Annotated in this window: 24 protein-coding genes; 4 read left to right on the top strand and 20 right to left on the bottom strand. The window is 43.8% G+C overall.

The genetic code is table 11. The features are described 5' to 3' along the window. Positions 1-6: 6 nt before the first annotated feature. The 6 genes from rfbA to E5Y90_RS02770 all read right to left on the bottom strand — a co-directional run bounded on the left by rfbA (position 7) and on the right by E5Y90_RS02770 (position 5,367). Positions 7-882, bottom strand: coding sequence for a glucose-1-phosphate thymidylyltransferase RfbA (rfbA, locus tag E5Y90_RS02795; protein WP_174659341.1), 876 nt, complete (start codon positions 880-882; stop codon positions 7-9). Next, the gene (gene rfbB / locus E5Y90_RS02790; protein WP_174659340.1) at positions 882-1,940 is read right to left on the bottom strand and encodes a dTDP-glucose 4,6-dehydratase; all 1,059 of its coding nucleotides are present in this window, start codon (positions 1,938-1,940) and stop codon (positions 882-884) included. The genes rfbA and rfbB overlap by 1 nt, the downstream gene beginning before the upstream one ends. 84 nt (positions 1,941-2,024) lie before the next feature. Beyond that, positions 2,025-2,795, bottom strand: coding sequence for a glycosyltransferase family 25 protein (locus tag E5Y90_RS02785; protein WP_174659339.1), 771 nt, complete (start codon positions 2,793-2,795; stop codon positions 2,025-2,027). A gap of 11 nt (positions 2,796-2,806) precedes the next feature. Beyond that, the gene (locus tag E5Y90_RS02780; protein ID WP_151205074.1) at positions 2,807-3,571 is read right to left on the bottom strand and encodes a glycosyltransferase family 25 protein; all 765 of its coding nucleotides are present in this window, start codon (positions 3,569-3,571) and stop codon (positions 2,807-2,809) included. Positions 3,572-3,580: 9 nt separating this feature from the next. Further along, positions 3,581-4,552, bottom strand: a complete 972-nt coding sequence (locus E5Y90_RS02775) for a Stealth CR1 domain-containing protein (RefSeq protein WP_151205075.1) — start codon at positions 4,550-4,552, stop codon at positions 3,581-3,583. 41 nt (positions 4,553-4,593) lie between these two features. After that, entirely contained in the window at positions 4,594-5,367 is a 774-nt protein-coding gene (locus tag E5Y90_RS02770) for a glycosyltransferase (RefSeq protein WP_151205079.1), read from the bottom strand. 181 nt (positions 5,368-5,548) lie between these two features. Here E5Y90_RS02770 and E5Y90_RS02765 point away from each other — a divergent pair, with 181 nt between their 5' ends. Then, positions 5,549-6,718: a nucleotide sugar dehydrogenase gene (locus E5Y90_RS02765; protein WP_151205076.1), complete on the top strand. Its 1,170-nt coding sequence runs from the start codon at positions 5,549-5,551 to the stop codon at positions 6,716-6,718. Then, positions 6,715-7,737 carry an NAD-dependent epimerase gene (locus E5Y90_RS02760; RefSeq protein ID WP_151205077.1) on the top strand — a complete coding sequence of 341 codons (1,023 nt, stop codon included), beginning with the start codon at positions 6,715-6,717 and terminating at the stop codon, positions 7,735-7,737. Before E5Y90_RS02765 ends, E5Y90_RS02760 begins: the two co-directional genes overlap by 4 nt. 58 nt (positions 7,738-7,795) lie before the next feature. On the opposite strand, the gene E5Y90_RS02755 is transcribed toward E5Y90_RS02760, so the two are convergent. From E5Y90_RS02755 to mazG, 12 genes are all read right to left on the bottom strand, one after another. Then, positions 7,796-8,722, bottom strand: a complete 927-nt coding sequence (locus tag E5Y90_RS02755; RefSeq protein ID WP_151205078.1) for a branched-chain amino acid transaminase — start codon at positions 8,720-8,722, stop codon at positions 7,796-7,798. Between the two features lie 24 nt (positions 8,723-8,746). Then, the gene (gene glnE / locus E5Y90_RS02750) at positions 8,747-11,497 is read right to left on the bottom strand and encodes a bifunctional [glutamate--ammonia ligase]-adenylyl-L-tyrosine phosphorylase/[glutamate--ammonia-ligase] adenylyltransferase (RefSeq protein ID WP_174659338.1); all 2,751 of its coding nucleotides are present in this window, start codon (positions 11,495-11,497) and stop codon (positions 8,747-8,749) included. Between the two features lie 88 nt (positions 11,498-11,585). Further along, positions 11,586-12,848, bottom strand: a complete 1,263-nt coding sequence (locus E5Y90_RS02745) for a sensor histidine kinase (RefSeq protein ID WP_174659337.1) — start codon at positions 12,846-12,848, stop codon at positions 11,586-11,588. Positions 12,849-13,458: 610 nt separating this feature from the next. After that, entirely contained in the window at positions 13,459-13,992 is a 534-nt protein-coding gene (gene yjgA, locus E5Y90_RS02740) for a ribosome biogenesis factor YjgA (RefSeq protein ID WP_151205372.1), read from the bottom strand. Between the two features lie 2 nt (positions 13,993-13,994). Then, complete coding sequence (locus E5Y90_RS02735) at positions 13,995-14,264, bottom strand: HPr family phosphocarrier protein (RefSeq protein ID WP_151205377.1); 270 nt, start codon at positions 14,262-14,264, stop codon at positions 13,995-13,997. Then, positions 14,261-15,112, bottom strand: a complete 852-nt coding sequence (rapZ, locus tag E5Y90_RS02730; RefSeq protein ID WP_151205373.1) for an RNase adapter RapZ — start codon at positions 15,110-15,112, stop codon at positions 14,261-14,263. The genes E5Y90_RS02735 and rapZ overlap by 4 nt, the downstream gene beginning before the upstream one ends. A gap of 19 nt (positions 15,113-15,131) precedes the next feature. Then, positions 15,132-15,980, bottom strand: a complete 849-nt coding sequence (panC, locus tag E5Y90_RS02725; RefSeq protein ID WP_151205374.1) for a pantoate--beta-alanine ligase — start codon at positions 15,978-15,980, stop codon at positions 15,132-15,134. 1 nt (position 15,981) lies between these two features. Then, a complete protein-coding gene (gene panB / locus E5Y90_RS02720) occupies positions 15,982-16,791 on the bottom strand; it encodes a 3-methyl-2-oxobutanoate hydroxymethyltransferase (RefSeq protein ID WP_151205375.1) in 810 nt (269 codons plus the stop codon). Positions 16,792-16,843: 52 nt separating this feature from the next. Then, positions 16,844-17,329 (bottom strand): 2-amino-4-hydroxy-6-hydroxymethyldihydropteridine diphosphokinase, encoded by a 486-nt coding sequence (gene folK / locus E5Y90_RS02715; protein ID WP_151207277.1) that lies wholly within the window; start codon positions 17,327-17,329, stop codon positions 16,844-16,846. Continuing rightward, the gene (gene pcnB / locus E5Y90_RS02710) at positions 17,326-18,789 is read right to left on the bottom strand and encodes a polynucleotide adenylyltransferase PcnB (RefSeq protein ID WP_174659336.1); all 1,464 of its coding nucleotides are present in this window, start codon (positions 18,787-18,789) and stop codon (positions 17,326-17,328) included. Before pcnB ends, folK begins: the two co-directional genes overlap by 4 nt. A gap of 136 nt (positions 18,790-18,925) precedes the next feature. Further along, positions 18,926-19,363, bottom strand: coding sequence for a ComEA family DNA-binding protein (locus E5Y90_RS02705; RefSeq protein WP_174659335.1), 438 nt, complete (start codon positions 19,361-19,363; stop codon positions 18,926-18,928). Next, complete coding sequence (gene mazG / locus E5Y90_RS02700) at positions 19,323-20,135, bottom strand: nucleoside triphosphate pyrophosphohydrolase (protein WP_174659334.1); 813 nt, start codon at positions 20,133-20,135, stop codon at positions 19,323-19,325. Before mazG ends, E5Y90_RS02705 begins: the two co-directional genes overlap by 41 nt. 90 nt (positions 20,136-20,225) lie before the next feature. On the opposite strand from mazG, the gene E5Y90_RS02695 reads away from it, so the two are divergent. Further along, positions 20,226-20,996 (top strand): SDR family oxidoreductase, encoded by a 771-nt coding sequence (locus E5Y90_RS02695; protein ID WP_151204117.1) that lies wholly within the window; start codon positions 20,226-20,228, stop codon positions 20,994-20,996. 19 nt (positions 20,997-21,015) lie between these two features. Here the strand turns inward: E5Y90_RS02695 and E5Y90_RS02690 are convergent, their stop codons facing one another. Continuing rightward, the gene (locus tag E5Y90_RS02690) at positions 21,016-21,663 is read right to left on the bottom strand and encodes a 4'-phosphopantetheinyl transferase family protein (RefSeq protein WP_174659333.1); all 648 of its coding nucleotides are present in this window, start codon (positions 21,661-21,663) and stop codon (positions 21,016-21,018) included. 324 nt (positions 21,664-21,987) lie between these two features. On the opposite strand from E5Y90_RS02690, the gene E5Y90_RS02685 reads away from it, so the two are divergent. Beyond that, entirely contained in the window at positions 21,988-22,455 is a 468-nt protein-coding gene (locus tag E5Y90_RS02685) for a hypothetical protein (protein WP_228723969.1), read from the top strand. Between the two features lie 57 nt (positions 22,456-22,512). Here E5Y90_RS02685 and der read toward each other — a convergent pair whose 3' ends face one another. Continuing rightward, entirely contained in the window at positions 22,513-23,925 is a 1,413-nt protein-coding gene (der, locus tag E5Y90_RS02680) for a ribosome biogenesis GTPase Der (RefSeq protein ID WP_151204114.1), read from the bottom strand. Positions 23,926-24,077 lie beyond the last annotated feature (152 nt).

Here is a 24,077-nt window from a genome sequence, read left to right as displayed (position 1 = left end):
TTTTACCTAATTGACCAGTGAGATCAAATATTGACCATAATCATTTTTACTCATAGTTTGACCAATTTCTAATACTTGTTGTTTACTGAGCCAACCATTATTCAAAGCAATTTCTTCCAAGCAAGCCACTTTATAACCTTGACGCTTTTCAATGGTTTCTACAAACTGGGCTGCTTCCAATAAACTTGAATGTGTCCCAGTATCCAACCACGCAAAGCCACGGCCTAGCAACTCAACATTTAAGTTACCACGTTCTAAATACATCTGATTTACAGTTGTGATTTCCAGCTCACCACGCTCAGAGGGTTTTACTTGCTTCGCAATTTGAATCACCTCATTGTCATAAAAATACAATCCTGTAACCGCAAAATGTGACTTCGGCTGCTTTGGTTTTTCTTCTAATGAAATTGCACGTTTTTGTTCATCAAACTCAACTACACCAAAGCGCTCAGGATCTTTAACCTGATAGCCAAATACCGTAGCACCTTTTTGGCGTGCAACCGCTTGACGTAGCATCGGGGTAAAACCTTGTCCATAGAAAATATTATCACCTAGCACTAAACATACATTGCTATCACCGATAAATTTCTCACCAATAATAAATGCTTGAGCTAAACCATCTGGACTTGGCTGAATCGCATACTCCAATCGAATACCAAACTGTGATCCATCACCCAACAAACGTTTAAAGCCATCCAAATCTTCAGGCGTTGTAATAATCAGTACATCCTGAATTCCTGCAAGCATGAGTACTGAAAGTGGATAATACACCATGGGCTTATCATAAATTGGTAATAGCTGCTTGGATACACCTTTTGTGATTGGGTATAACCTTGTTCCCGAACCACCAGCTAAAATGATTCCTTTGGTTTGATTTGACATTATATATTTACACCCAATCTTTCACGCTGGTAACTGCCATTTTGCACACGACGGCACCATTCTAAATTATTTAAATACCACTCTACCGTTTTACGAATTCCTGTTTCAAAGGTCTCTTGCGGCGCCCAACCCAATTCTTTTTCGATTTTTGTAGCATCTATGGCATAACGTAAATCGTGCCCTGGACGGTCTTTCACAAAAGTAATAAGCGACTTATACTGCTGCCCATTGGTCCGAGGCATTAATTCATCCAAGATTTTACAAATGGTTCTTACAACTTCTATGTTTTGTTTTTCGTTATGTCCACCAATATTATAAGTTTCCCCTACCATACCTTCAGTCACCACCTTATATAAAGCACGTGCATGGTCTTCAACATATAACCAATCACGAATTTGATCGCCTTTTCCATAAATTGGCAGAGATTTAGCTTCTAAAGCATTGAGAATTACTAATGGAATGAGCTTCTCTGGGAAATGGTATGGTCCATAATTATTTGAACAATTCGTCACAATTATTGGTAGTCCATATGTTCGATACCAAGCGCGGACTAAATGATCTGAACTGGCTTTACTTGCAGAATATGGTGAACTTGGCGCATATGAGGTTGTCTCAGTAAATAAATCTGTGGTTCCCTCTAAATCACCATAGACTTCATCAGTTGAAATATGATGGAAACGAAAAGCTTCTTTCGCTTCATTGGTTAGACTTAACCAATATTTTCGTGCAGCCTCTAATAAACTATAAGTCCCTATAATATTGGTTTGAATAAATGCAATAGGACTATCAATAGAGCGATCAACATGTGACTCGGCAGCCAAATGCATCACAGCGTCTGGCTGAAATTCCTGAAAGATAGTTTCTATTTGTGCTTGATCACAAATATCCGTTTGACTAAACGTATAACGTTCATTTTTTTCAATCAAGTGAAGTGACTCAAGATTACCTGCATAAGTCAACTTATCTACATTTAAAACATGATGATGGGTGTTTTCAATAATATGACGTATTACCGCTGAACCAATAAATCCAGCACCACCAGTTACTAGAATGCGCATTTCAAGCTGTTCCTATCATTTCATCACGTTTGTATTTTTAAACGGGTTATATCAAAATATTCAACTTTACTGCTAGAGCAACTTTTATTTAAACTCTACACGCTGACCGACTAACGCATATTTTACTTGTTTCAATATACGTAAAATCTCCAGCTGAACTTTTGCCCAACCTTTTTTCTTTTGCTTTTTCATCCGGGCTTTCCGCTCAGCAAGCAAATCACTAGAAAGAATCGTTTTCTTTTCAGGAAAAAGTATCATTTCTTGTATACATAAAGCGGGGGTCATTTGATACACAGAATGAAATTGATGCCGTATAAATTCATTGAACATCACTTGGTCTAGCGGGATCAATTGAATCTGTCCAACATACTGCAAGTATTTTTGAGCACCCTTAAGACTCAAAATATAACCTGCAGTCCCTAAATTCTTCCCCGTGAGTTGAACAATATGACGCATCCCATGTGCTATTTCTGACTTGGTTTTGCCTAGAAAGACTTGATTTGCAAAGGCTTCAGTCTTAATAATATCCCACTTTGGACTGATCCAGGCTGAGTTGTTTAATAATTCAGCAGCAGCCTCACCTAAGTACACATCATCTTCAAAGATAGCCATATAAGGAATTTGCTCATCTACCATTTTTTGCCAAATCGACACATGGCTCATAAAGCAAGCTAATTCACCCGGGCTTAAAAATTCATTCTGAATATTGAGTTGCATTTTTTCAGCTAAAGGACGAGCCAGATCAGGTGTTAGTGCATCAAAAAACTCAAATTCAATATTCTGTTTACCAAACTCTTGCACAATGTGCTCACGGCGAGCAGTGGCACTTTTTAAACTAATTACAATATTTTTCATACAACTTACATTTACTTCACTGACACTAAATGTTTCAGTGCATAACAACGATCACGCCACATCCGTTTTTGTTTTTTGATACCGTGAGAAAGTCCACGCCCTTCTTTTTCTTTACGAGAAATACCTTGCGCTGCAACAGTCCCTAAAATATCACTGTCTAATCCTGCGGGTCTAACCAAAGCGGGCCATACCCCTAAACCTTTCCCATTTTTACTAAGCCAGGTTTGAAAGAATATATCAACAGGCATAGTCATGGTTTTTCCGGCCTGCATAAACGCCTCGGCGCCTTTACGTGACCAGACTAAACCTAGACCACGAATAGGAAAATAAAATGCATGCCACAAACTCATGCCATCAATCTCTGTAATATCTTTGCTCAATTTTTTCTTTTTGGCTGCAATATTAATCAAATACCAATCCAGCTCTTTATGTTGATCCAGATATTCAATCGTACCATCAAGCTTATCTTTAAAGTCTGGATCGATCTTCATATCGTCCTCTAGGACCACCAAATAGTCCGCATCTGTACTTAAAAATTTCTCTGCACAACCATAATGACTTAGATAACACCCCAACTCTGAGTTCATCAGACTACGTCCAAGGGTCTGATTTGCTCCCTGAGCATCGTAGTTTTCGAACTCAGTTAAAGCTTTTCCACGCCCATCGACTGCAGAAAAACGTTCAAAAGGCCAATGGACTTGATTCAGCTGCTGTGTTGCTCGCGCTAGTCGTTCATGACTTCCGTCCAAATTAATGAGATATGTAACAACTTTCATCATGAACCTTTAAACTAAAATTGAATTCGGTAAATAGCCCGCCAGCTTCTGCTGCATTGCTACATTGATCTGTTGAGCAGCTGCAGCGTCCAGCTGGTCTAGGCTTTGAATGCAGCCATATTTAATAGTAGGGTAATCGAGTGCCTGAATAAAATTATTGCGACTATCTTCATTTTTTAGATAGGCCAATTCAATATCAGGCTTGAGTTCAACCTGTTGCTTCTGAATTTTAAGATGATTCATCAGTGAGATTGGATTAAGTTGCTCCACACTACGAAACTTAAACTTGACCTGAGTTTCCAGTAATCGAGGATGCGACAATAAGTAATCTTTCAAAATCTGACGATCAACGATATGTGGATAATGATGGATTTCAAAAAATTTGTTAAAACCTAAAATATCCGCACCCAGCATTTGTGCAATCATATGTTTAGGTTGAATAGGCTTAGCAAATTGTTTATTCATAAACTGGCGATATTTCAGCTTGGTTTTTAAAGCCAGCTTATTCTGCCAATGACCGTAAATTACCAAATGCTCACCTTGTAGAAAGTCTTCAATATGAGCGGTTGAGTTAAAGAAGAAATCATCATTCAGATAAATAAAGTAATCTGATAGTCCTTCAATATTCCAGAGCATACTTTCAATAGACCGAGTATTGAAAGTAGGCAGATATTGCTCATAACCACTAAAAATTTCACGATGATCCACAATCCGGATTTTATCGGCTGAACACAGACCTTGAGCTGCAAACTCATCAATAAACGCGGGTCGCTGGTTATCGGTCACAATTAAAATATTGCGATAAAAAGGCACATATTTCAGGATTGAGGCAACATTGTAATAAATTTCATTATTACTGGCAAAACGGGTATCACTAATCGCATCCGACGCATCTTCACCAGTCAAATACTTATGGCGCTTTTTTTTCAATTCAATATCATTACCATCTACCCAGGCAATCACGATATCAATGTTCTGCATTTGCTTGATCACTTTAAAAAATCAGTCTTGAGCGTACTGGATTATTGCCATGCATCTTTAATCCACTGTGAAGGCAATACATAGCGATACCATTTGCCGCCTCCACCATTAATAGCCTCCGGTGGATTGATTTCCCCATGAAAAATAATAATTTTGGCACCTTCAGGCTTCACTGGCGGCTTGAAATAAGCCATCGGAATCTTTTGTAGACAATGATATTTATAACTTTTACACCAACTATCTGGCCAATAAGTCTGCTGGCCTTCACGATCGACATACCAAGACAGATAAGCCTGTTCATTACGAAATTTTTTTCGAATTTCTTCAAAGTTTTCGCGAAAATAAGGTAAAAGCCCTGGAAAAGCTCCCAGTTTAAAACGGTAAACAGAACTGTTTCCGGTAATCCGCCACGGCCGCTTCCAGTCATGAATAATTAAAAAATCACCGGGGTATGTAAAAAACTCATCAATATTATCAACAATGACCACGTCTAGATCTAAGAATAAGGCATTACCTTGTAGCCCGTATAAATCTGGTTCAAAGGTCGAAAGTTTATTCCAGCCACGTTCAGGACTACCGGGTGGTAAAGCTAATGGTGGAATAGGAAAACATTCAACAGCTGGATCAATGCCCTCAGTACGATCAGTCAGACAGACCATTTTGAAGTCAACCGTCGTATGACGTTTAACCATATTATAGAGACGATTAACATACTCTGCCCCATATTTCGTGCCCCACTTCATGCACAGCACTATATTCTGTTCAGACTGCATTGGAGCCTGATTGGAGAGTGAGTCGTTTACCTTGTCCTGCATGTATTCATCTTCCGCCAGCATTCTACCTCATATAATACCACCTCTAAAGCAAAGTTATCATATTGCTTTTAATGCTTTCATAACACTAAAAATACTTTGTGATATGATGCAATATCGCTTTCGCCAACCTTTATCAGGTTATAGATAAGCTCCTTAAATAAAGAATACAAACCAGGTTGATATGAAAATAGCAGTTGCAGGTACCGGTTACGTCGGCCTTTCCAATGCCATGATCTTCTCACAACATCATGAAGTTATTGCATTGGATATTATTGACAGCAAAGTCGAGATGTTAAACCAAAAAATCTCTCCAATTCAGGATGAAGATATTTCTAAATTCTTGATAGAAAAGCAACTCAATTTCCGTGCAACCACCGACAAAGCTGAAGCTTATCAGCATGCCGACTTTGTCATTATTGCCACACCGACGGATTACGATACCAAGACTAATTACTTCAATACTCAAAGTGTTGAAAGTATCATTGGTGATGTAATTAAGATTAATCCTCAAGCCGTGATGATTATCAAATCTACCGTGCCGGTCGGTTTTACCAAAGCAGTAAAAGAAAAGTTTGATACCGACAATATTATCTTCTCTCCAGAATTTTTACGTGAAGGCAAAGCACTGCATGACAATCTATATCCCTCACGGATTATTGTCGGAGAAAAATCAGAACGTGCTGAGTTATTTGCTGACATGCTGATTGAAGGCGCTATTAAAAAAGACAGCCCAATCCTGTTTACTGATTCTACCGAAGCCGAAGCGATCAAGTTATTTGCCAATACTTACTTGGCGATGCGTGTTGCTTATTTTAATGAACTGGATACCTATGCACAAACCTTTGATCTTGATACCCGCCAGATTATTGAAGGGGTATGTTTAGATCAACGTATTGGCAATCATTATAACAATCCCTCTTTTGGTTATGGTGGCTACTGTCTACCAAAAGATACCAAGCAACTACTGGCCAATTATCATCAGGTTCCAAGCAATCTGATTCAGGCAATTGTCGACTCTAACCGTACGCGTAAAGATTTTATTGCCGATTCAATTCTTGCCAAAAACCCATCTGTAGTGGGTATCTATCGTTTGGTTATGAAAAGTGGTTCAGATAATTTCCGTGCTTCAGCCATTCAAGGTGTGATGAAACGACTGAAAGCCAAAGGCATTGAAATCATTATTTATGAACCCAGCCTAAAAGAAACTGAGTTTTTTAAATCTAAAGTAGTGACCGATCTCAATACTTTTAAACAACAAGCAAATGTCATCATTGCTAACCGTCGCTCAGCAGATCTCAGTGATGTTGAAGAAAAAGTGTATACCCGTGATATTTTTGGAGGTGATGAATGAAAGTCCTTGTAACTGGAGCAGCGGGTTTTATCGGCTTTCACGTCTCCAAAAAGCTGCTTGAACGTGGTGATGATGTAGTCGGTTTCGATAATATGAATGACTACTATGATCCTGCTTTAAAACAGGCCCGTGTAGACCACTTGGTTACAACAGCTGAGCAAAGTACAGGGCAGTTTAATTTCATTCATGCCAATTTAGCAGACAAGACAGCAGTGGATCGATGTTTTCAGGAACACCAGTTTGACCGGGTGATTCATCTGGCTGCACAGGCAGGTGTGCGTTATTCTCTTGAAAATCCGATGAGTTATGTCGAAAGTAATATTGTCGGTTTTACCCATATTATTGAAGCCTGCCGCTATGCCAAGACACCCCATCTGACCTATGCGAGCACAAGTAGTGTTTACGGGGCCAACACCACAATGCCGTTTAGTGAAGAGCAGGGCGTGAATCATCCCATTCAGTTCTATGCAGCAACCAAACGCGCCAATGAGTTGATGGCTCATAGTTATAGCCATTTATTCAAACTGCCAACTACAGGCTTACGCTTCTTTACTGTCTATGGTCCTTGGGGGCGCCCAGATATGGCACCTTTTAAATTTACCAAAAACATTATAGAAGGCAAATCGATTCAAGTCTTTAACCACGGCAACCATACCCGTGACTTTACTTTTGTCGAGGATATTGCTGAGGGTGTAATCCGTTCCAGTGACCAAATTGCTGAGCCTAACCTAACTTGGGATAGCAATCATCCAGATCCATCAACCAGTAATGCACCATTCCGGATTTTTAATATTGGCAATAGTACACCCGTACAATTAATTGACTTTATACGAGCTATTGAAAACTCTGTTGGCAAAAAAGCCCTAATCGAAATGCTTCCCTTACAGGAAGGGGATGTGCCTGATACTTTAGCCGACAGTTCTGCTCTTGAACAAAGTGTAGGTTACAAACCTTCTGTTTCTGTTGACGATGGGGTGAAGCAATTTGTGGACTGGTATCGGGATTTTTATCAGATTTAATAAATTCTTCAAGTAATAAAAAAGGACTCGAATGAGTCCTTTTTTATTACTGAGTATCTTATTTCACATAAGTTAACCAGTGTGCATATTTAGGATCTCTGCCCTGAACTGCATCAAAATAGGCTTTCTGGATTTGAGTGGTAATCGGACCACGGACACCTTCACCAATTTGACGGTCATCATATTCACGGATTGGTGTTACTTCAGCCGCAGTACCGGTAAAGAATGCTTCATCAGCAATATAGAACTCATCCCGGGTAATACGGCGCTCTACCACTTCATAACCCAGATCCTTGGCAATAGTAATAATGGTTTGACGGGTAATCCCATCCAGTGCACCACCGGCAATATCAGGCGTATGGATGACGCCATCACGTACCAGGAAGACGTTTTCGCCTGAACCTTGGCATACATAACCTTGTGGATCAAGCAGCATTGCTTCGTCATAACCCGAATGCGCAACTTCCTGATGAGCCAGGATAGACAGGGTATAGTTACCAGAAGCTTTCGCCTTACACATGGTCACGTTTGGATGATGGTGAGTAAATGAAGAAGTTTTCACACGAATCCCCTTCGCCATCGCCTCTTCGCCCAGATAAGCACCCCAGCTCCACGCTGCAACCACAGCATGAATAGTATTGTCTGTTGCCGCAATACCCAGCTTTTCAGAGCCAATAAAAATAATTGGACGTAAATAGCAAGATGCTAATTTATTTTCACGAACAACATCAATTTGAGCTTGTTCTAATGCTGCCTGATCAAATGGAACTTTCATTTGATAGATTTTGGCAGAATTCAATAAACGTTTGGTGTGTTCTTTTAGACGGAAAATAGCCGTTCCATTCGGGGTTTCATAAGCACGGACACCTTCAAACACCCCCATACTGTAATGTAGGGTATGTGTTAATACGTGAGTTTTTGCCTCACGCCAGTCAACCAGTTGTCCATCTTGCCAAATAAAACCATCACGATCAGCCAAATTCATGCCACAAACTCCAATTTTTCACAATTATTCACTCTCCAGCGCAAATGCTGCAGCTGGATCAATCAGTCTTTGCCATAACTTGCAAACGGTCATTCGGGTATCGTGCCAGTCGCTTGCAGATACTTGCATGGATTGATTTGCAAGGGCTAAGCGGTGGCTCTCTGCGCGTTCACGGAGATAAGCTTGAATCAGAGCAGTCGCATCGTTGCTGGATAAGCAACCTGTCTTTGCGGCATCCTCAAGGATTCTTACATTGTCGGAGTAATGGGCGAGATCTTTATTCGTCCCACTCCAAGCCAATACCGCATACTGTGCCATAAATTCGATATCAACGATACCACCTGCATCTTGTTTTAAATGAAAAATTCCATCTTTTTTTTGCTCGTTGGATGAACCGAGATGGTCTTTCATTTTCTGGCGCATCTTCAGTACTTCGGCACGTACATGTGCCTGTTCACGCGGCTGGGTCAGAATCCGGCAGCGTAGCTGCTCAAACTTGTCCCGAAGGCAACGCTCACCGGCAATACTGCGCGCACGCACCAGCGCCTGATGTTCCCACAACCAGGCACTTTTCAGCTGATAATGCTCAAAGGCTTTCAGGCTGGTGACCAGCAGGCCTGCTTCGCCAGATGGACGTAAACGGGTATCGACTTCATAGACGCGGCCATCCAAGGTCTGTGTCGTCATCAATGACATAAACTTTTGCGCTACACGCATCGCAAATTTAAAACCACTGATTGGTTTTAGCCCGTTGGTATCAGCCTGTTCATCCATATAGTGAATAAACACCAGATCCAGATCCGAGCCATAACCGAGTTCAATCCCGCCGACCTTACCATAACCAATCACGGTAAAAGCCATATGATCTAAGGTACAACGCTGGCCTTCCGCATCTAGCGGGAAACCATGTTTTTTCACGGTAATCTGATAGGCCAGCTGTAAGGCAGCATTCACCGATACTTCCGCAATATCCGTGAGGGCATCGGAGACTTTCATCAGTGGACTTTCCGCCAATACATCACTGGCGGCCACCGCTAGTACATTGGATTTTTTAAACAGGCGCAGTACACGCATCTGGTCTTCAATCTGGTCCAATTCAATACGCAGCAATTGCTGGCGTAAAGAATCCTCCAGATCTTGACGTTTAGGCAGTTCAAAATCCATAGATAGAAACTCATCCAGCAAGACCGGATAATGGGTAAGTTCTTCACAAATCCACGGACTGACCGTTGCCATTTTAACCAGTCGCTGTAAAGCGCCTTTACTCTCGATGAGCATCACCAGATAGACGGTACGACGCATCACAGATTCGACCAGCGGCATCAGCCGGACCAATGCAGTTTTCGGTTTATCTGATTTCAGAATCGCTTCGATCAGATAAGGCCAAAAGGTTTTAAGACGCTGAGTGGCCTTGGCAGGTAATTTTTTTAAGGCATGTCCATACCAGAATTCATGCACCAAATTTTTGGCGGAGTCATCCAATACTTCATCAAGTCGCTGTTCGAGTTGGGCAAAACTTTTGATTTCAGGATCTGGCCCGGTTTCCTTAATCAGATGCTCAAACTGATAGGTGACCTTGGCACGTTTCTGATCCAGAACATGCATAAATTCAGACCAGTCTGCAAAACCCAAGGTATCGACCAAACGCTGGCGCAAATCCGGCTCAACCGGCAGACACTGGGTTTGCTGGTCATTCAAGGCTTGAATGGCGTGCTCCACCCGACGCAGGAACAGATAGGCATCTTCCAGATCAGCCACTGCCTGCTCATCCAGCAACTCCGCATCATCCAGATGGTTTAGGTTTACCAGGCACTGACGGTCTTGCAGTTCCAGTTTGGCGCCGCCATAAATCAACTGAAATACCTGCACAATAAATTCGACTTCGCGAATACCACCGGCACCGAGCTTGATATCATCTTCAATATTCCGGCGCTGTACTTCACGCTCGATCATGGCTTTCATTTCACGCATGGCTTCAAATGCGCTGTAATCGACGTATTTACGGAACACAAAAGGACGGGTCATGTCCAGCAGTTCATCACCTTCCGGACTCGGATTGACAATACGTGCTTTAATCCAGGCATAACGCTCCCATTCACGGCCATGCTGACTCAGGTATTTTTCCAAGGCGACATGACTAATGGCCAATGCAGAACCCTCCCCCCAAGGACGCAGGCGCATATCCACCCGAAAGACAAAACCATCGGCTGTAATCTGGTCCAGCAGATGAATAAGTTTTTGCCCCCACAGAATACAAAATTGCTGCACATCAATGCATTTACGCCCATTGCTTTCACCCTGTTCATCAAAGGCGAAAACCAGATCAATATCACTAGAAAGATTAAGTTCTTGTGCCCCCAATTTCCCCATGGCGATGACAATCAGGTCCTGCACCTTGCCGTTATACCCGATCGGTTCACCATATTTGGCAACCAGCGAAATACGTGCAAAATCTTTGGCGACACAAATGGCAGCATCAGCAAAATCGGAGAGTTCGCGGGTGAGCTGAACCACATGGGTGAGTTGATTGGCATCCTGCCAGATCCAGCGGAACATCAAGCGAGCACGGAGCAGACGCAAGGCGCGCATCCATTCAGCTTCATCCTGTATTTGCCCGACAGCAGCCTGAATCAAATGATCAATCTCGGTTCTACTCAGGAAACCCTGAAACTGATCAACCGCATAATCCTGCTCTAAGCTGGCCTGATGCTTGGCCAGTACCTGCTCAGCATATTGGCTGGCTCTTAAGGTTTTCTGCAACTGGACGGCGTTCATCGCTCCATTCTTCCCCTGAAACTTTTTGTTTAGTTATAGCAGGAGTTCGATCTCAGGGGGAATATTTTAGGCGGAAACTGACCTATTTTCAGGATTTTTCTAACTGCCGATCTTCAATCACCAAAGCCTGGTGTTCATTAATCACTTTCGGCAAATGTACAGTAAAAGTGGTGCCGTGACCTTCTCTTGACTCTACTCTGATCTGCCCCTGATTCAGGTCAATAAAACGTTTACACAGCACCAGCCCCAGACCGGCACCTTTCTCTTCGCTCGTTCCCTTGACCGTGACAACCAGATTCGGCTTGAACAGATTTTGTATCTGCTCGTCAGTCATACCCAGACCTGTATCCTGAACCGTAATCTTGACTTGCTCACCCTCCATCTCAGCCTCCAGAATCACCTGCCCGCCTTGATTTACCGGAGTAAATTTAAGGGCATTGGATACCAGGTTCTGTAATACCGAGGTGATCATATTAATGTCGGCATGGACTTTGATACTTTCCGGAATATTATCGATAAGCTCAATATTCTTTTTCAAAGCCAGGCTCTTTAGCACGTCACAGACAATTTTACTGGACTGCTTCAGCTCATAATTAATTGGATGATAAACAAAGCGTCCGCCCTCAGCCATCGCCCAGGTTAACAGGCTCTCAAGCAGATTATAAGTCGATTGAGCCGTGTCATATAAATAGTCAGCAATATTCTGTGCACTGGCCTCATCCAGAGTATCGCGCTCTTGCGACAGGACTTCTGAAAAACCCAGCAAGCCATGGAATGGCGCTCGCAGGTCATGGGCGATAATCTGAAAGAATTTGGTCTTACTGAAATTCAACGCACATTGCTGTTCATGCAACTCTTTCAACTCATCATATTCTGCACTCAGGCGAATCCGGCCCACCAGACTCTCTGCCAACTGTTTGACTGTGGCCACGTCTTCAGGATCGAAAGGCGCAGCTTCATCATCAAAGAAAACCACTTGCCCTAAAGAGGAATTGGCAGCTTCTTTAAGATTGAAAGCCACCAAGCGCTGATGAGCGACTCCAAGATTTTTAACATACTGGGAAAGCTCGGCGTAATCAGGATGCAACTGGGTCACCACATCTGCTTCTTTAAAGGGTAGCTCTTGCTCTTGAAGTGCGTGCAGGGCACGAAAACCCTGTGCACAGCTGTACCAGATATAGGGTTCACCATGAAAGCCCAGAATACTGGTTTTAACGCCTAAAATCCTTCGGGAAATCTTACAAAAGGTATCTAATAAGTTATTGGAGGTATAGACACCTAAAATGAGAGATATACGGCACGAGCTTAGTTGCTCCGTATTCTGTCCGACCTCTAGCAGTTTTAGTTCCATGTCTGCCTCTATTTATGATAGTTAGTGGAAAAATTAATACGATAGACCAAATTTATACAAGCAATAACAAAGATTCTATACTTTCTAAAGTAGAAAAACTTCCATCATAAGCAAAGAAATTGTTAATTAATTTCTATTGAGATACATTTCTTTATTAAAACAGCGACCTACGAATATTAAGAAGAGCTTCAAGTAAGTATAACTTTATATACAATATAGTGAAGACAATATTAATTACCTTAATAAGTTCATCTTTTCTCTATATTTCCTCCATATTGATGAACTACAGTAAATAAGATTGTTTTAACAACTGGTCAAAGAAATGAATGATGTTTCACCCCTCTAAATCCTGTTATTTAGAGCTCAAAAATTGAGTAACAGGTTGAATTTATAACAACGAGAGCCTTTCTTTTTATTTAATAATACTTAAATAATGCTCCCTAAAACCTCCAGAAGAATGCAACTTAGGCAATAAGATAATCCACGTTTCTACTACAAAAACTACATTAGTTTACAATTAACCGAAATCTAGCGTTAGCTTCTAGAAAAATTGGAAGGGATGTTTAACCATAAAAAAAAGCGGCTACTAAAGCCGCTTTTTGATAAGAAACTAGTTATCCGAGATCAATGCCACCTGCTGCACATAGTTGAATAGCTTCTGCTTTGACTCGGCTAGAGTCGCTTCATCAGCCTGAGCTTTCAAATCGCGGTGAATCCGCAAAACATGCTGGCGAATGGTATGACGCTCTGCTGCATTATAAGTTTTGCTAAAGTCATTAATGACCGGATCACCATCTTTGATCATGCGTTCGACCCAGCGTTGCAGCTGAGCGGTCTTCTTTAAACCCTGTTTTGGGGTTAAATAAGACAAAATTATGCTTTCATCTTCATTACGCAGCAGTTTGCCAATCCGTTGAAACTGGCGACGGCGTGCCTCATTGGAGCCGATGCTCTGTACATCCAGCAAGGCATCAATCAGACGCTCTTCTACAGGCAGATTTTTGATCTGCTTTACACTGAGCTCAGCCAGCTGTGCGCCCAAAGCAGCCATCCGCTGGACGGCTTTTTTCTGTTCAGTTTTACTTGCACGTCCTTCTAAAGATTCAAAGTCTTCTTCAGTAAAACTGTGCGGTCGACGTGCCACGATTAATCTGCCTCATAAAATTTTGCTGCAAAAAGTGCCTGAATTTCAGATAAGGCCATGTCCTCATCTGCGCCTTCAATCACCAAGCGTAAAGTGGTTCCCTTGCCTGCACCGAGCATCAACAGGGACATGATATTTTTCGCATCTACCAGTTTGTTCGCCTTTCCAATCTGGATACTGGAACGAAACTTGGTCGTTACTTCAATCAGTTTACCAGATGCACGCGCATGTAAACCCAGTTTATTAATCACGTCAACAGTCGTATCAATCATGACCAGTGCTTCATTTCTCGGTGGAGGACTTGAATAGACCATTTTGCCTCAAGCGCTTTTTTTAGTCTATCCACAATATAAACAGAACGATGCTGCCCGCCGGTACAACCAATAGACACCGTTATATAATGACGATGTCCTTCAGCAAAGGTCGGCAGCCACTTGTCCAGAAAATGATAAATATCCTGAAACATATCTTCGACTTGAGCGCTTTTTTGCAAAAACTCCTGCACCGGCTGATCCAGGCCTGAAAACTTGCGAAGTTCAATTTCCCAGTGTGGATTAGGCAAATGCCGTACATCGAAGACATAATCGGCATCCAGAGGAATCCCGTGCTTATAACCAAAGGATTGTAAGATCAAAATCAGCTGATCGGTCTGTCCCAGTCGGGACAATAACGTATGCTTCAGGTCATGCACACTTTTATCGGTGGTATCAATGTGCACGGTAGAGCGCAGCTGAATCGGCATCAGCAGGATTTTTTCTTCCTGTATACACTGATTCAGGCTTTTAAAACGTGCAGCCAGAGGATGTGGACGACGTGAAGCACTAAAGCGGGCGATCAACTCCTGATCCTGTGTGGTCAAATAGATGATATCGACCGAGCCATGCTGCTGTAGCTGCTCAAACACATGATTAAACTCTTCCAGATCCGCCCGGGTACTGCGCACATCGACCCCGAGTGCCAGCAATTCCAGATTATTGTCATTGTCCAGTTTTGCTACAATCTCAGGAAGTAAGGCCAAAGGCAAGTTATCAATACAGTAATAACCCAGATCTTCCAGTACCTGCAAAGCAGATGACTTACCTGAACCAGATTGCCCCGTGACAATTAAAATGCGCTTCATGCCCTACCATCCTTTCATCCTAGCCAACTGCGTACTTGACCTGCAAGTTATCGATCAAACGTGTGGTACCGAGTTTTACTGCCACCAATATCACCACATCTTGATTAAACGTCTGAATTTTCTGTAGCTCCAGGCTACGTGCTTCCACATAGTCGACTACAAGTCCGGCATCGGTCAGCGTTTCACGAATGCCTCTCAATACTTGTTCCAGCGTTTGGCCAGCATGTAACTGCTGCTCAGCGGCTTGCAGACTCTGGAAAATCACCGGTGCAGTTGCACGCTCCTGCTCACTTAAATATCCATTTCGTGAACTGAGTGCCAAACCATCTTCCGCCCGTGCAATCGGTACACCAATCACTTCCAGAGGAATATTCAGATCCTGGACAAACTGACGGATCACAGCCAGTTGCTGATAATCTTTTTGCCCAAAGAACGCATAGTTTGGCTGAACAATATTAAACAATTTTGTCACGACAACAGCAACACCATCAAAGTGGCCTGGACGTTGCAAACCGCACAGGTCATTGGTGATCTCAGCTACACTGATATTGGTCAACCGTGGCTTGTTACCATACATCTGCTCCACGCTTGGAGCAAATACGATGTCACAACCGGCTTCCGCCAGGAGCTGCTGATCCTGCTCCAGGGTACGTGGATAGCTATCAAAGTCTTCATTCGGTCCGAACTGGATCGGATTAACGAAAACACTGACCACAACGACATCACATAGCTTACGTGCTTCACGTACCAGATTCAGATGCCCCTGATGCAGATTACCCATGGTCGGTACAAAGCCAATCATTTTACGTGCCGAACGTGCAGGATTCAGTGAAGCTGATAAACCTTGGATGGTTGTTTCTGTTTTCATGTTACAACTCGACTTGGAATGTTTGTTCAGGTGCCGGGAATGAGCCATCCAATACTGCCGCATGATAGGCTTTGAATGCATCCAGAATGGCAGTTGCACCCGATTGCTCTTGCATAAAGTTACGTACAAATTTTGCAGTATGACCAAAGGTCAAGCCCAGCATATCCTGTACCACCAGTACCTGGCCATCGGTCGCTGACCCTGCCCCGATTCCAATGACCGGAACATGCGGGAACAGCTCAGTAATTTCCTGACCCAGTTGCGCAGGTACACACTCCAGTAAAAGTAGTGCAGCACCCGCCTCAACCACCGCCTTGCAATCTGCAATTAACTGATCTGCGGCTGCACGGGTACGTGCCTGTAATTTATAACCGCCAAAGACATGCACCGACTGCGGTGTTAAGCCCAGGTGGACACACACCGGAATACCGTTACGGGTCAATACCTGAACCGTTTCCGACAGCCATGCGCCACCTTCCATCTTGACCATTTGCGCACCAGCCTGCATTACAGTTTTCGAGCTTTGCAAGGCATCATTTAAAGTGGCATAACTCATAAATGGCAGATCGGTCATAATCAAAGCATGCTGATTGCCACGGCGTACCGCTGCCGTATGATAGGCCATATCTTCTACAGTCACAGGCAGTGTTGAGTCGCGACCCTGAATGGACATACCTAAGGAATCACCAATCAGAATACTGTCGACTGCGGCAATTTCCATGGCTTTAGCCATACTTGCATCATAACAAGTCAGGCAAGAAAATTTACGTCCTTCAGCCTTATATCGTCTTAAATCACTGAGACTGATCATGAAGATACTCCTCTATTTTTGAAGTTCTCTCGAACTGCCAATTATTTCAAAATTAAATATTTGCCCAGTTGGTGCGATCGAAGACCGTCAAGGCTGAGTGCTTAACGATGTCAAGGTCTTTTAATATATGTCCATTGAGCTGTAATTCAGGATCAATATCCAGCAGAGGCAGCAGCACGAAGTCGCGCTCCAGCACTCCCACATGCGGCACAATCAAACGCTCATGCTGAATCTGTTCATCGCCATAAATCAGCAAGTCCAGATCCAGCGTACGCTCGCCCCAGTGTCGTAAACGCACCCGGCCTGCTTCCTGCTCAAAGGCCTGCAGCTGATCCAGCAAGTCCAGCGCTGCAAGGTCTGTGACCAGTTGCACCACAGCATTGTAATAGTTCGGCTGGTCCTGTGGACCCATGGGCGGGCTTTGATATAAATGCGACGCTTTGACCGCCCCCAGGCTGGCCAGCTTGTATACGGCTTCTGCTAAAATCTGGCGTGAATCGCCAAGGTTGCTTCCCAAACCGATATAGCTGACTGTCATTGTGTTGGCCCAAAAATAACCTGGCTTAAGTCACGCTGTACACGTTTACGTTTGGTAATCGGGTGATCTGCACCAATTTCGCCACTGGCAGTTAGCTGGGAAACGGATTTACGCTCGGCCTCATATTTGGCTTTACGTACACGACGGTTGCGCGGCTCCGGCTCATTCACCAACGGTTCGATTTCAGTCATTTCCTGAGCCACTAGACGCTGCTCCAGATGCTCTTCCTGAGAAACCTTACGACGGTTTCTGGCACGCTGACGGTTATATTGGGCAATGGCGCGCTCTTTTTCATCACCATTCATTTGCTGGTATTCATCCCACCAGGTGCCCATCCCTTGTGCCGTTGCATCGCCCGATTTTTCACGTAGCAGCAGGAAGTCAAAGCCGGCACGGAAACGCGCATGTCCTGACAAAGCATCAATTTGCTGTGGTTTTGGATTCAGCAGACGGGTTTGCATTTCCCAGACTTCACGAATAAAGGTTTCAGCAAAACGTGGAATGACCGTGCGCGTGGCCTGACGCTTCAGTACATCCAGCCCCGCTTGGGCACGTGCTTCAGCTGCCACCACACCGCGGGAAAGATAAAACTCACAGCGCTCTAAAAATGGCTGCCATAGCAATACCGCATAAAAGAAAGCGGGATTGATGGTTTTACCAATTGAAATACGCTGATCTGTATTTTTTGCTGCACGCTCAATAAACGGCGTAATATCAGGCTGGAGATCAGCAAATAACTGACGCCAGATACCAAAATCAATCAGCATCGGCAATACCCGGTTCAAATGCCCCATAGTAAAGAGTTTCTGTGACTCGTCATATAGACGGTGCGGAGAAACGTCACGTAACAGCTGGGTCATTTCCGGCGTAAAAATATCCAGAATGGCCTCATCAATATTGAAATTCAGTTTGGCTGCAAAACGTAAAGTGCGCAGCATCCTGACCGGATCTTCCTCAAATCTTAATGTCGGATCACCGAGCAAACGCAAGGTTTTACTTTTGATGTCCTCTACTGCATGACAGAAGTCCAGCACAATTGCTTTGCGCGGCTGATAATACAGTGCATTAATAGAAAAATCACGGCGGGCAAAATCCTGTTCGATGGTGCCCCAGTTATTGTCACGCAGGATCATGCCCGCAGCAGAGGTAACTGCTTTTTTAGGCGGCGCACGAAAGGTCGCTACTTCCACCAGTTCACGGCCGGAATAGACATGCGCCAGCTCGAAACGTCGTCCGATAATCCGACAACGCCGTCCGAATACCTCTTTGACCTGAGCGGGTGTGGCATTGGTGACAGCATCGAAATCTTTGGGGTTTAAACCCAGCATCAGATCCCGGACACCCCCCCCTACAATATAAGCTTCATAGCCTGCCTTGGTTAAGGCATCAATCACATCGAGAATATAAGAAGGTAATTGAGCGGTTGATAAACCACATTTTGACGCGTGCAAAGTTTGCAAAAGACGCTGTCTCCTACGTCTGAACGTAAATTTTTAAGATGACGCTAATCATATCGCTTACACCGCTAAAGGGCAATTTGATTATCTCATTCTTAGCATTCAGATTGATTGGCAATTCATCGTCTCTTCAGTCTGCTTACAGCCCCAGTCTAGCCTTGTTTTTGGCAAATAAAGCTGGCCCGATTCCCTTGACCAGCTGAATATCTTCAATCGTTTTAAATTTACCGTTTTTCTGCCGATATTCAACAATCGCTTGCGCTTTCTTCTGTCCAATCCCATGCAACTGCTGTAACTGCTCCACATTTGCCCTGTTCAGGCTAATTTTATCGACAGCCGAAGTGACTGATAAAGCAGGCTTGGCCAGATAGTAATCACTTTCAGAAGCAGGAGAGATCGCTACTTTCTGTTGTAGACGCGCATCCTGTTGCTGCTGCCGGGTTTTCCATTCCGTATAATTTGTTCCATTTGTTCCCGCTGCTTGAGCAGTAGTCGCAATTGACAGACAACCAAGCCAGCAGCCGAGCAGAAGAAAACTAATCCATGTCAGACCTGTTCGAGGTTGTAAGGTGTTCATGAGCAGCCCTTTTTTTTAATTCTAACTTGGCCTGCTCCCAGAGCTGATCCAACTCAGCCAGTGACAGACTTTCCAGGTTTAATTGTTGTTTGTCGGCCTGATCTTCCATCAAGGCAAAGCGAGTCCGGAACTTATGGATCGTTCCCAATAATGCCATTTCGCTTGAAACTCCAAGTTTACGGCCGATATTCACCAATGAGAATAAGCAGTCGCCAAATTCTTCCTGTATTTCATCGGAATTCTGTGCAGCTATGGCCTGCTTGAGTTCGCTTAATTCTTCTTCCAGCTTGCCATACGCACCTGCCACATCAGGAAAATCAAAACCAATTTTGGCTACATTCCGCTGAATCTCGTCGGCCTGCTGCAATGCTGGCGCATGCTTGACTTGATCCAGGCGTGAACGGGGTTTGCCCTGCTTTTCTGTCTGCTTAATTTTCTTCCATAATACTGACACATCTTCAGGGCTCAGCTGTGCAAACTGCTCGGCCTGAAACACATGCGGATGACGACGAATCAGTTTATCGCTAATCGCCTGCACCACGTCCTGAAAATCGAAAGCACCCTGCTCGCTGTACATTTGTGCCTGAAATACCACCTGTAACAGCAGATCTCCAAGTTCATCCCGCACATCTTCAACATTAGCAGAACGTACCGCTGCCTCTACTTCATACGCTTCTTCTATCGCATATCGGGTTAGAGATTCGGGAGTCTGTTGCTGATCCCAGGGGCATTTTTCACGTAACTCACGCATGATCTGGAGTAATTGTTCCACTTTTTAACACCTCATCTTTACCAAATAGCCGCTTTATTCTGCCTATTTCTTGCTATGCTCAAAAAAAAAGACAATAAGGAGATCAAGCACATGCACAGTATATTGATTAGTGGTGCTGCACAAGGAATTGGTGCCGCGACAGCTGCCCTGTTTTACCAGCACGGCTACAAAGTCGGTATTTATGACATTAACGTGGAGCAGGCAGAACAACTGGCCCAGCAACTCGGTGAACATGCCAAGGCCGGCTTTATTGATGTAACAGATTATGCTGGCTGGGAAGCAGCTTTGAGTGAGTTCGCAGCCTGGGCCGGTGAGATTAATATCCTGGTCAATAATGCCGGTATTTTATATTCAGGTCCTTTTGAAAATACCCCCATTCCATCACATCATCGAACCTTGGATATTAATATCAAAGGCACTCTCAATGGCTGTCATGCCGCTTTTCCCTATTTAAAACAGTCCTCTTTCGCCCGGATCATCAATTTATCCTCAGCATCTGCGATTTATGGTCAGGCTGATTTGGCTTCATATGCGACCAGCAAGTTTGCAGTACGCGGCCTGACTGAAAGCCTGGATATTGAATGGCAACCTTATGGGATTCGAGTCTTGGATGTGATGCCACTTTTCGTAAGTACCGCGATGGTCAAAGATATGCAGGCGGAAAGCATCAAAAAAATAGGCGTGCATTTGAAAGCAGAAGATGTGGCGCAGGATATTCTTAAACTCGCGCAGCTCAAAGATTCCATCTGGCAAGTAACCCACCATCCCGTCGGGTTTAAAAGCCGGTTCTTGTTCCATCTCTCCCAAATAAGTCCCCAGTTCGTCAACCGGATCAGTAATCTATGGCTTGCCAAAAAATAAAAAAATAGTGAATATGCTTTTAGACACCTGGATGAATCTGAATAACTGGAAATTTAAAACCCTTGCATGACTGCTCACTTTGCCAAGCCACGCTAAGCATGCAGCCCACGAGAACATAATTTTGATAAGCATACATTCCTATATCTGGATGTTCGCAGCGCCCACCATTTTGCTCCGGATAGACTTGGGTATTCAACTCATTTAAATTTATCCGAATCCCCAATCCTGAAGCCTTCAAGACAGCTTCTTTCGTGGTCCAGACCTTGAACCAGTACTCTGGATCATAACTCAGCTCCTGCCATTGCCTGAGTTCTTCAGGATGAAAAGCGTGTTGTGCCAAGGCTTCGAAACGAACCTTTCGGTCGAGATCTTCAATATCAACCCCTAAGTTCTGAACCTGATGACTGGTTGCCAGAGCATAGAAATTTCGGCTATGACTATGATTAAAGCTGAAATCTGGATGAGTATGGAGATAAGGTTTGCCGTATTCGGCCAGGCTGAAATCCTGCTGATCAATCACGCAACCCAACTGTGTGGAGAGCAACTGGTTACGATAGCCATAAATCCATTGTTTACGCTGCTGAATATAGTTTTTACGATCCAGGCCCTGTAAATGTCTAAGTCTTGGTGCCAGTGCGATCCAATTAATATGAATAATAGACTTCAAAAATAGTTGCCCTTATAAAAATGTTGCATTTAGAGCTTAAAGTATAAATCAAACTAATTGCCTCTCTGACCAAGAGTCAGGAATACCCGAAAATATACTTTAATAAAACTTAAGTAAAACAATAAAATGTAGTGATTAATTAAAATAACACATGAGCTTTAAAGCTATTTTTAATCGCATAAAAACCCGTTACAATTCAGCTACAATTTTATACATAGAAAAACAGAGGGTCATATGTTTAAGCGAATCATACTTAGCACTGCAATTATTACACTATCATTTTCAACCCAAGCTAGCTCTTGGTTAGAAGCTGCTACAGCAGTTATGGGAGCTAGAAACGGCGCAATCATGGATCAGGCTGAAGCCAATATGGAGCGCAGCCGTTTGCAGGCGAATACTGCTGTTGCACGTGCAGACCGTGCTTATGCTTCTAATTATAATCATGCTTCAAATCAAAATAACGGTGTCTACTCAACCACATACTTAAAAGGTTTAGATTGTACCGATTTGGCGGTAGAAGCGCGCAGTTTTGAACGCAGCTTAGAAGCAAGTCAACATGCCCTCAATCAAGCTAATAATCCTGTTTCTAAATTGGCAGGCATTGCAAGTGGTGCACTCTCTGCGTTTGCAGGCCAGTCTCAAACAGTTGCACGCGCAACTGAAATCACCAATGCTTTTACTGGCAATAACAATCAAAATAATATTGCTGCCTCTCAAGCCGATGCTGACGTAGCTTTAGCTAATCTTGAAAATATCCGTATTTATCAAAAAGCAAAAAAATGTTCAATCTAAAACAGGAACAAATAAAAAAGCCTGCTTTCGCAGGCTTTTTACATTTAAATATGGCGATTAACCACGTTTAAATTTCTTCTCTGCTTTCTTGAATTTCTGTACATAACGACGGCGGCGCGCAGCAGTACGTTCGTCTATCTGTGACTTACGACCTTCAAACGGGTTTTCCGAGGTTTTAAACTCGATTTTTACTGGTGTCCCTTCAAGTTTGTACACTTTACGGAAGACGTTTTCCAGATAACGACGGTAATCCGCAGGCGTTTTATCCACCTTGTTACCGTGAATCACGATCGTCGGCGGGTTTTGTCCGCCCATGTGCGCATAACGCATCTTGATTCGGCGGCCCTGTACCGTTGGCGGCTGATGCGCATCGGTTGCATCATTCAGGATTTGGGTCAATTTGGCCGGTGATACTTTCAGATGAGAAGAATCATAGGCACGATGAATCGAAGGATACATCTCGCCCACACCAGTACCATGCAGGGCCGAAATCAGGTGAATTTTCGCCCAAGGAATAAAGTCAAAGCGGCGCTCGACATCCAGCTTACATTGCTTGCGATCATATTCAGACATGTTGTCCCATTTGTTGATCGCAATTACCATGGCGCGGCCAGCTTCCAGCGCATAACCGATCAGGTGCAGGTCCTGCTCCACAATCCCGTCACGCGCATCCACCACAATCACCACCACATGCGCATCTTTCATCGCCTGCAAAGTTTTCACGATGGAGAATTTCTCGATCATTTCATCCACTTTACCTTTACGGCGTACCCCGGCGGTATCAATCAGGGTGTACTGACGGCCGTCACGCTCAAAAGGAATATAGATCGAGTCACGGGTGGTTCCCGGCTGGTCAAATGCAACCACACGTTCTTCACCCAGCAGGCGGTTTACCAGTGTAGATTTACCCACGTTTGGACGGCCAATAATCGCCAGGCGCAGCCCGGTATTCTTGTCATGTTCTTCCGGGTTTTCATCTTCAGGCACATCCGCAAGCACATCTTCTAACATCTGCTGCACACCGCGGCCATGGCTGGCAGCTACCTGTAAAGGCTCACCCATTCCAAGCTTATAAAATTCTACCAGCGCGGCTTCTGCATGTACGCCATCTACTTTGTTGGCGACAAGAAAGACTTTTTTGCCAAGGGTACGCAATTCACGAGCAATCTGTTCATCAGAAGCCAGCAGCCCGGCACGTGCATCGACCACAAAAATGATCATGTCAGCTTCATGAATGGCGGTTTTGGACTGCTCCGCCATGTAGGAGTCGATGCCCCCTTCATTTTCACCAATACCGCCGGTATCCACCACAATAAATGACTTATTCTGGTAGACGGCATCGCCATATTTACGGTCGCGGGTCAGGCCGGCAAAGTCTGCCACCAATGCGTCACGGCTCTTGGTAATCTGGTTAAACAGGGTTGATTTTCCGACGTTCGGACGACCAATGAGCGCAATTACGGGTTTCATAGATTAACCTTTATTCAATATCAGGCAGTCTATAGAGGCCTGCACATCAGAAAGTATAGGAAGATAGCGGGTAAATACCCGAAATAAAAACACGGGGCATTGAGTTTTCAATCGCCCCGCGGTTCAAAAATACGGTTGCGCCTAGTTTAACA

Source organism: Acinetobacter sp. 10FS3-1, assembly GCF_013343215.1.
GTDB classification, from domain to species: domain Bacteria; phylum Pseudomonadota; class Gammaproteobacteria; order Pseudomonadales; family Moraxellaceae; genus Acinetobacter; species Acinetobacter lwoffii_C.
Note: the sequence above shows the minus strand (reverse complement) of the source record. Positions and strands in the feature narration are given on the sequence as shown.

What these genes read in the sequence shown, in the direction of transcription:
- rfbA (WP_174659341.1), bottom strand. Translation starts at nt 882, where the DNA reads ATGTCAAATCAAACCAAAGGAATCATTTTAGCTGGTGGTTCGGGAACA.
- rfbB (WP_174659340.1), bottom strand. Translation starts at nt 1,940, where the DNA reads ATGCGCATTCTAGTAACTGGTGGTGCTGGATTTATTGGTTCAGCGGTA.
- E5Y90_RS02785 (WP_174659339.1), bottom strand. Translation starts at nt 2,795, where the DNA reads ATGAAAAATATTGTAATTAGTTTAAAAAGTGCCACTGCTCGCCGTGAG.
- E5Y90_RS02780 (WP_151205074.1), bottom strand. Translation starts at nt 3,571, where the DNA reads ATGAAAGTTGTTACATATCTCATTAATTTGGACGGAAGTCATGAACGA.
- E5Y90_RS02775 (WP_151205075.1), bottom strand. Translation starts at nt 4,552, where the DNA reads ATGCAGAACATTGATATCGTGATTGCCTGGGTAGATGGTAATGATATT.
- E5Y90_RS02770 (WP_151205079.1), bottom strand. Translation starts at nt 5,367, where the DNA reads ATGCAGGACAAGGTAAACGACTCACTCTCCAATCAGGCTCCAATGCAG.
- E5Y90_RS02765 (WP_151205076.1), top strand. Translation starts at nt 5,549, where the DNA reads ATGAAAATAGCAGTTGCAGGTACCGGTTACGTCGGCCTTTCCAATGCC.
- E5Y90_RS02760 (WP_151205077.1), top strand. Translation starts at nt 6,715, where the DNA reads ATGAAAGTCCTTGTAACTGGAGCAGCGGGTTTTATCGGCTTTCACGTC.
- E5Y90_RS02755 (WP_151205078.1), bottom strand. Translation starts at nt 8,722, where the DNA reads ATGAATTTGGCTGATCGTGATGGTTTTATTTGGCAAGATGGACAACTG.
- glnE (WP_174659338.1), bottom strand. Translation starts at nt 11,497, where the DNA reads ATGAACGCCGTCCAGTTGCAGAAAACCTTAAGAGCCAGCCAATATGCT.
- E5Y90_RS02745 (WP_174659337.1), bottom strand. Translation starts at nt 12,848, where the DNA reads ATGGAACTAAAACTGCTAGAGGTCGGACAGAATACGGAGCAACTAAGC.
- E5Y90_RS02735 (WP_151205377.1), bottom strand. Translation starts at nt 14,264, where the DNA reads ATGATTGATACGACTGTTGACGTGATTAATAAACTGGGTTTACATGCG.
- rapZ (WP_151205373.1), bottom strand. Translation starts at nt 15,112, where the DNA reads ATGAAGCGCATTTTAATTGTCACGGGGCAATCTGGTTCAGGTAAGTCA.
- panC (WP_151205374.1), bottom strand. Translation starts at nt 15,980, where the DNA reads ATGAAAACAGAAACAACCATCCAAGGTTTATCAGCTTCACTGAATCCT.
- panB (WP_151205375.1), bottom strand. Translation starts at nt 16,791, where the DNA reads ATGATCAGTCTCAGTGATTTAAGACGATATAAGGCTGAAGGACGTAAA.
- folK (WP_151207277.1), bottom strand. Translation starts at nt 17,329, where the DNA reads ATGACAGTCAGCTATATCGGTTTGGGAAGCAACCTTGGCGATTCACGC.
- E5Y90_RS02705 (WP_174659335.1), bottom strand. Translation starts at nt 19,363, where the DNA reads ATGAACACCTTACAACCTCGAACAGGTCTGACATGGATTAGTTTTCTT.
- E5Y90_RS02695 (WP_151204117.1), top strand. Translation starts at nt 20,226, where the DNA reads ATGCACAGTATATTGATTAGTGGTGCTGCACAAGGAATTGGTGCCGCG.
- E5Y90_RS02685 (WP_228723969.1), top strand. Translation starts at nt 21,988, where the DNA reads ATGGGAGCTAGAAACGGCGCAATCATGGATCAGGCTGAAGCCAATATG.
- der (WP_151204114.1), bottom strand. Translation starts at nt 23,925, where the DNA reads ATGAAACCCGTAATTGCGCTCATTGGTCGTCCGAACGTCGGAAAATCA.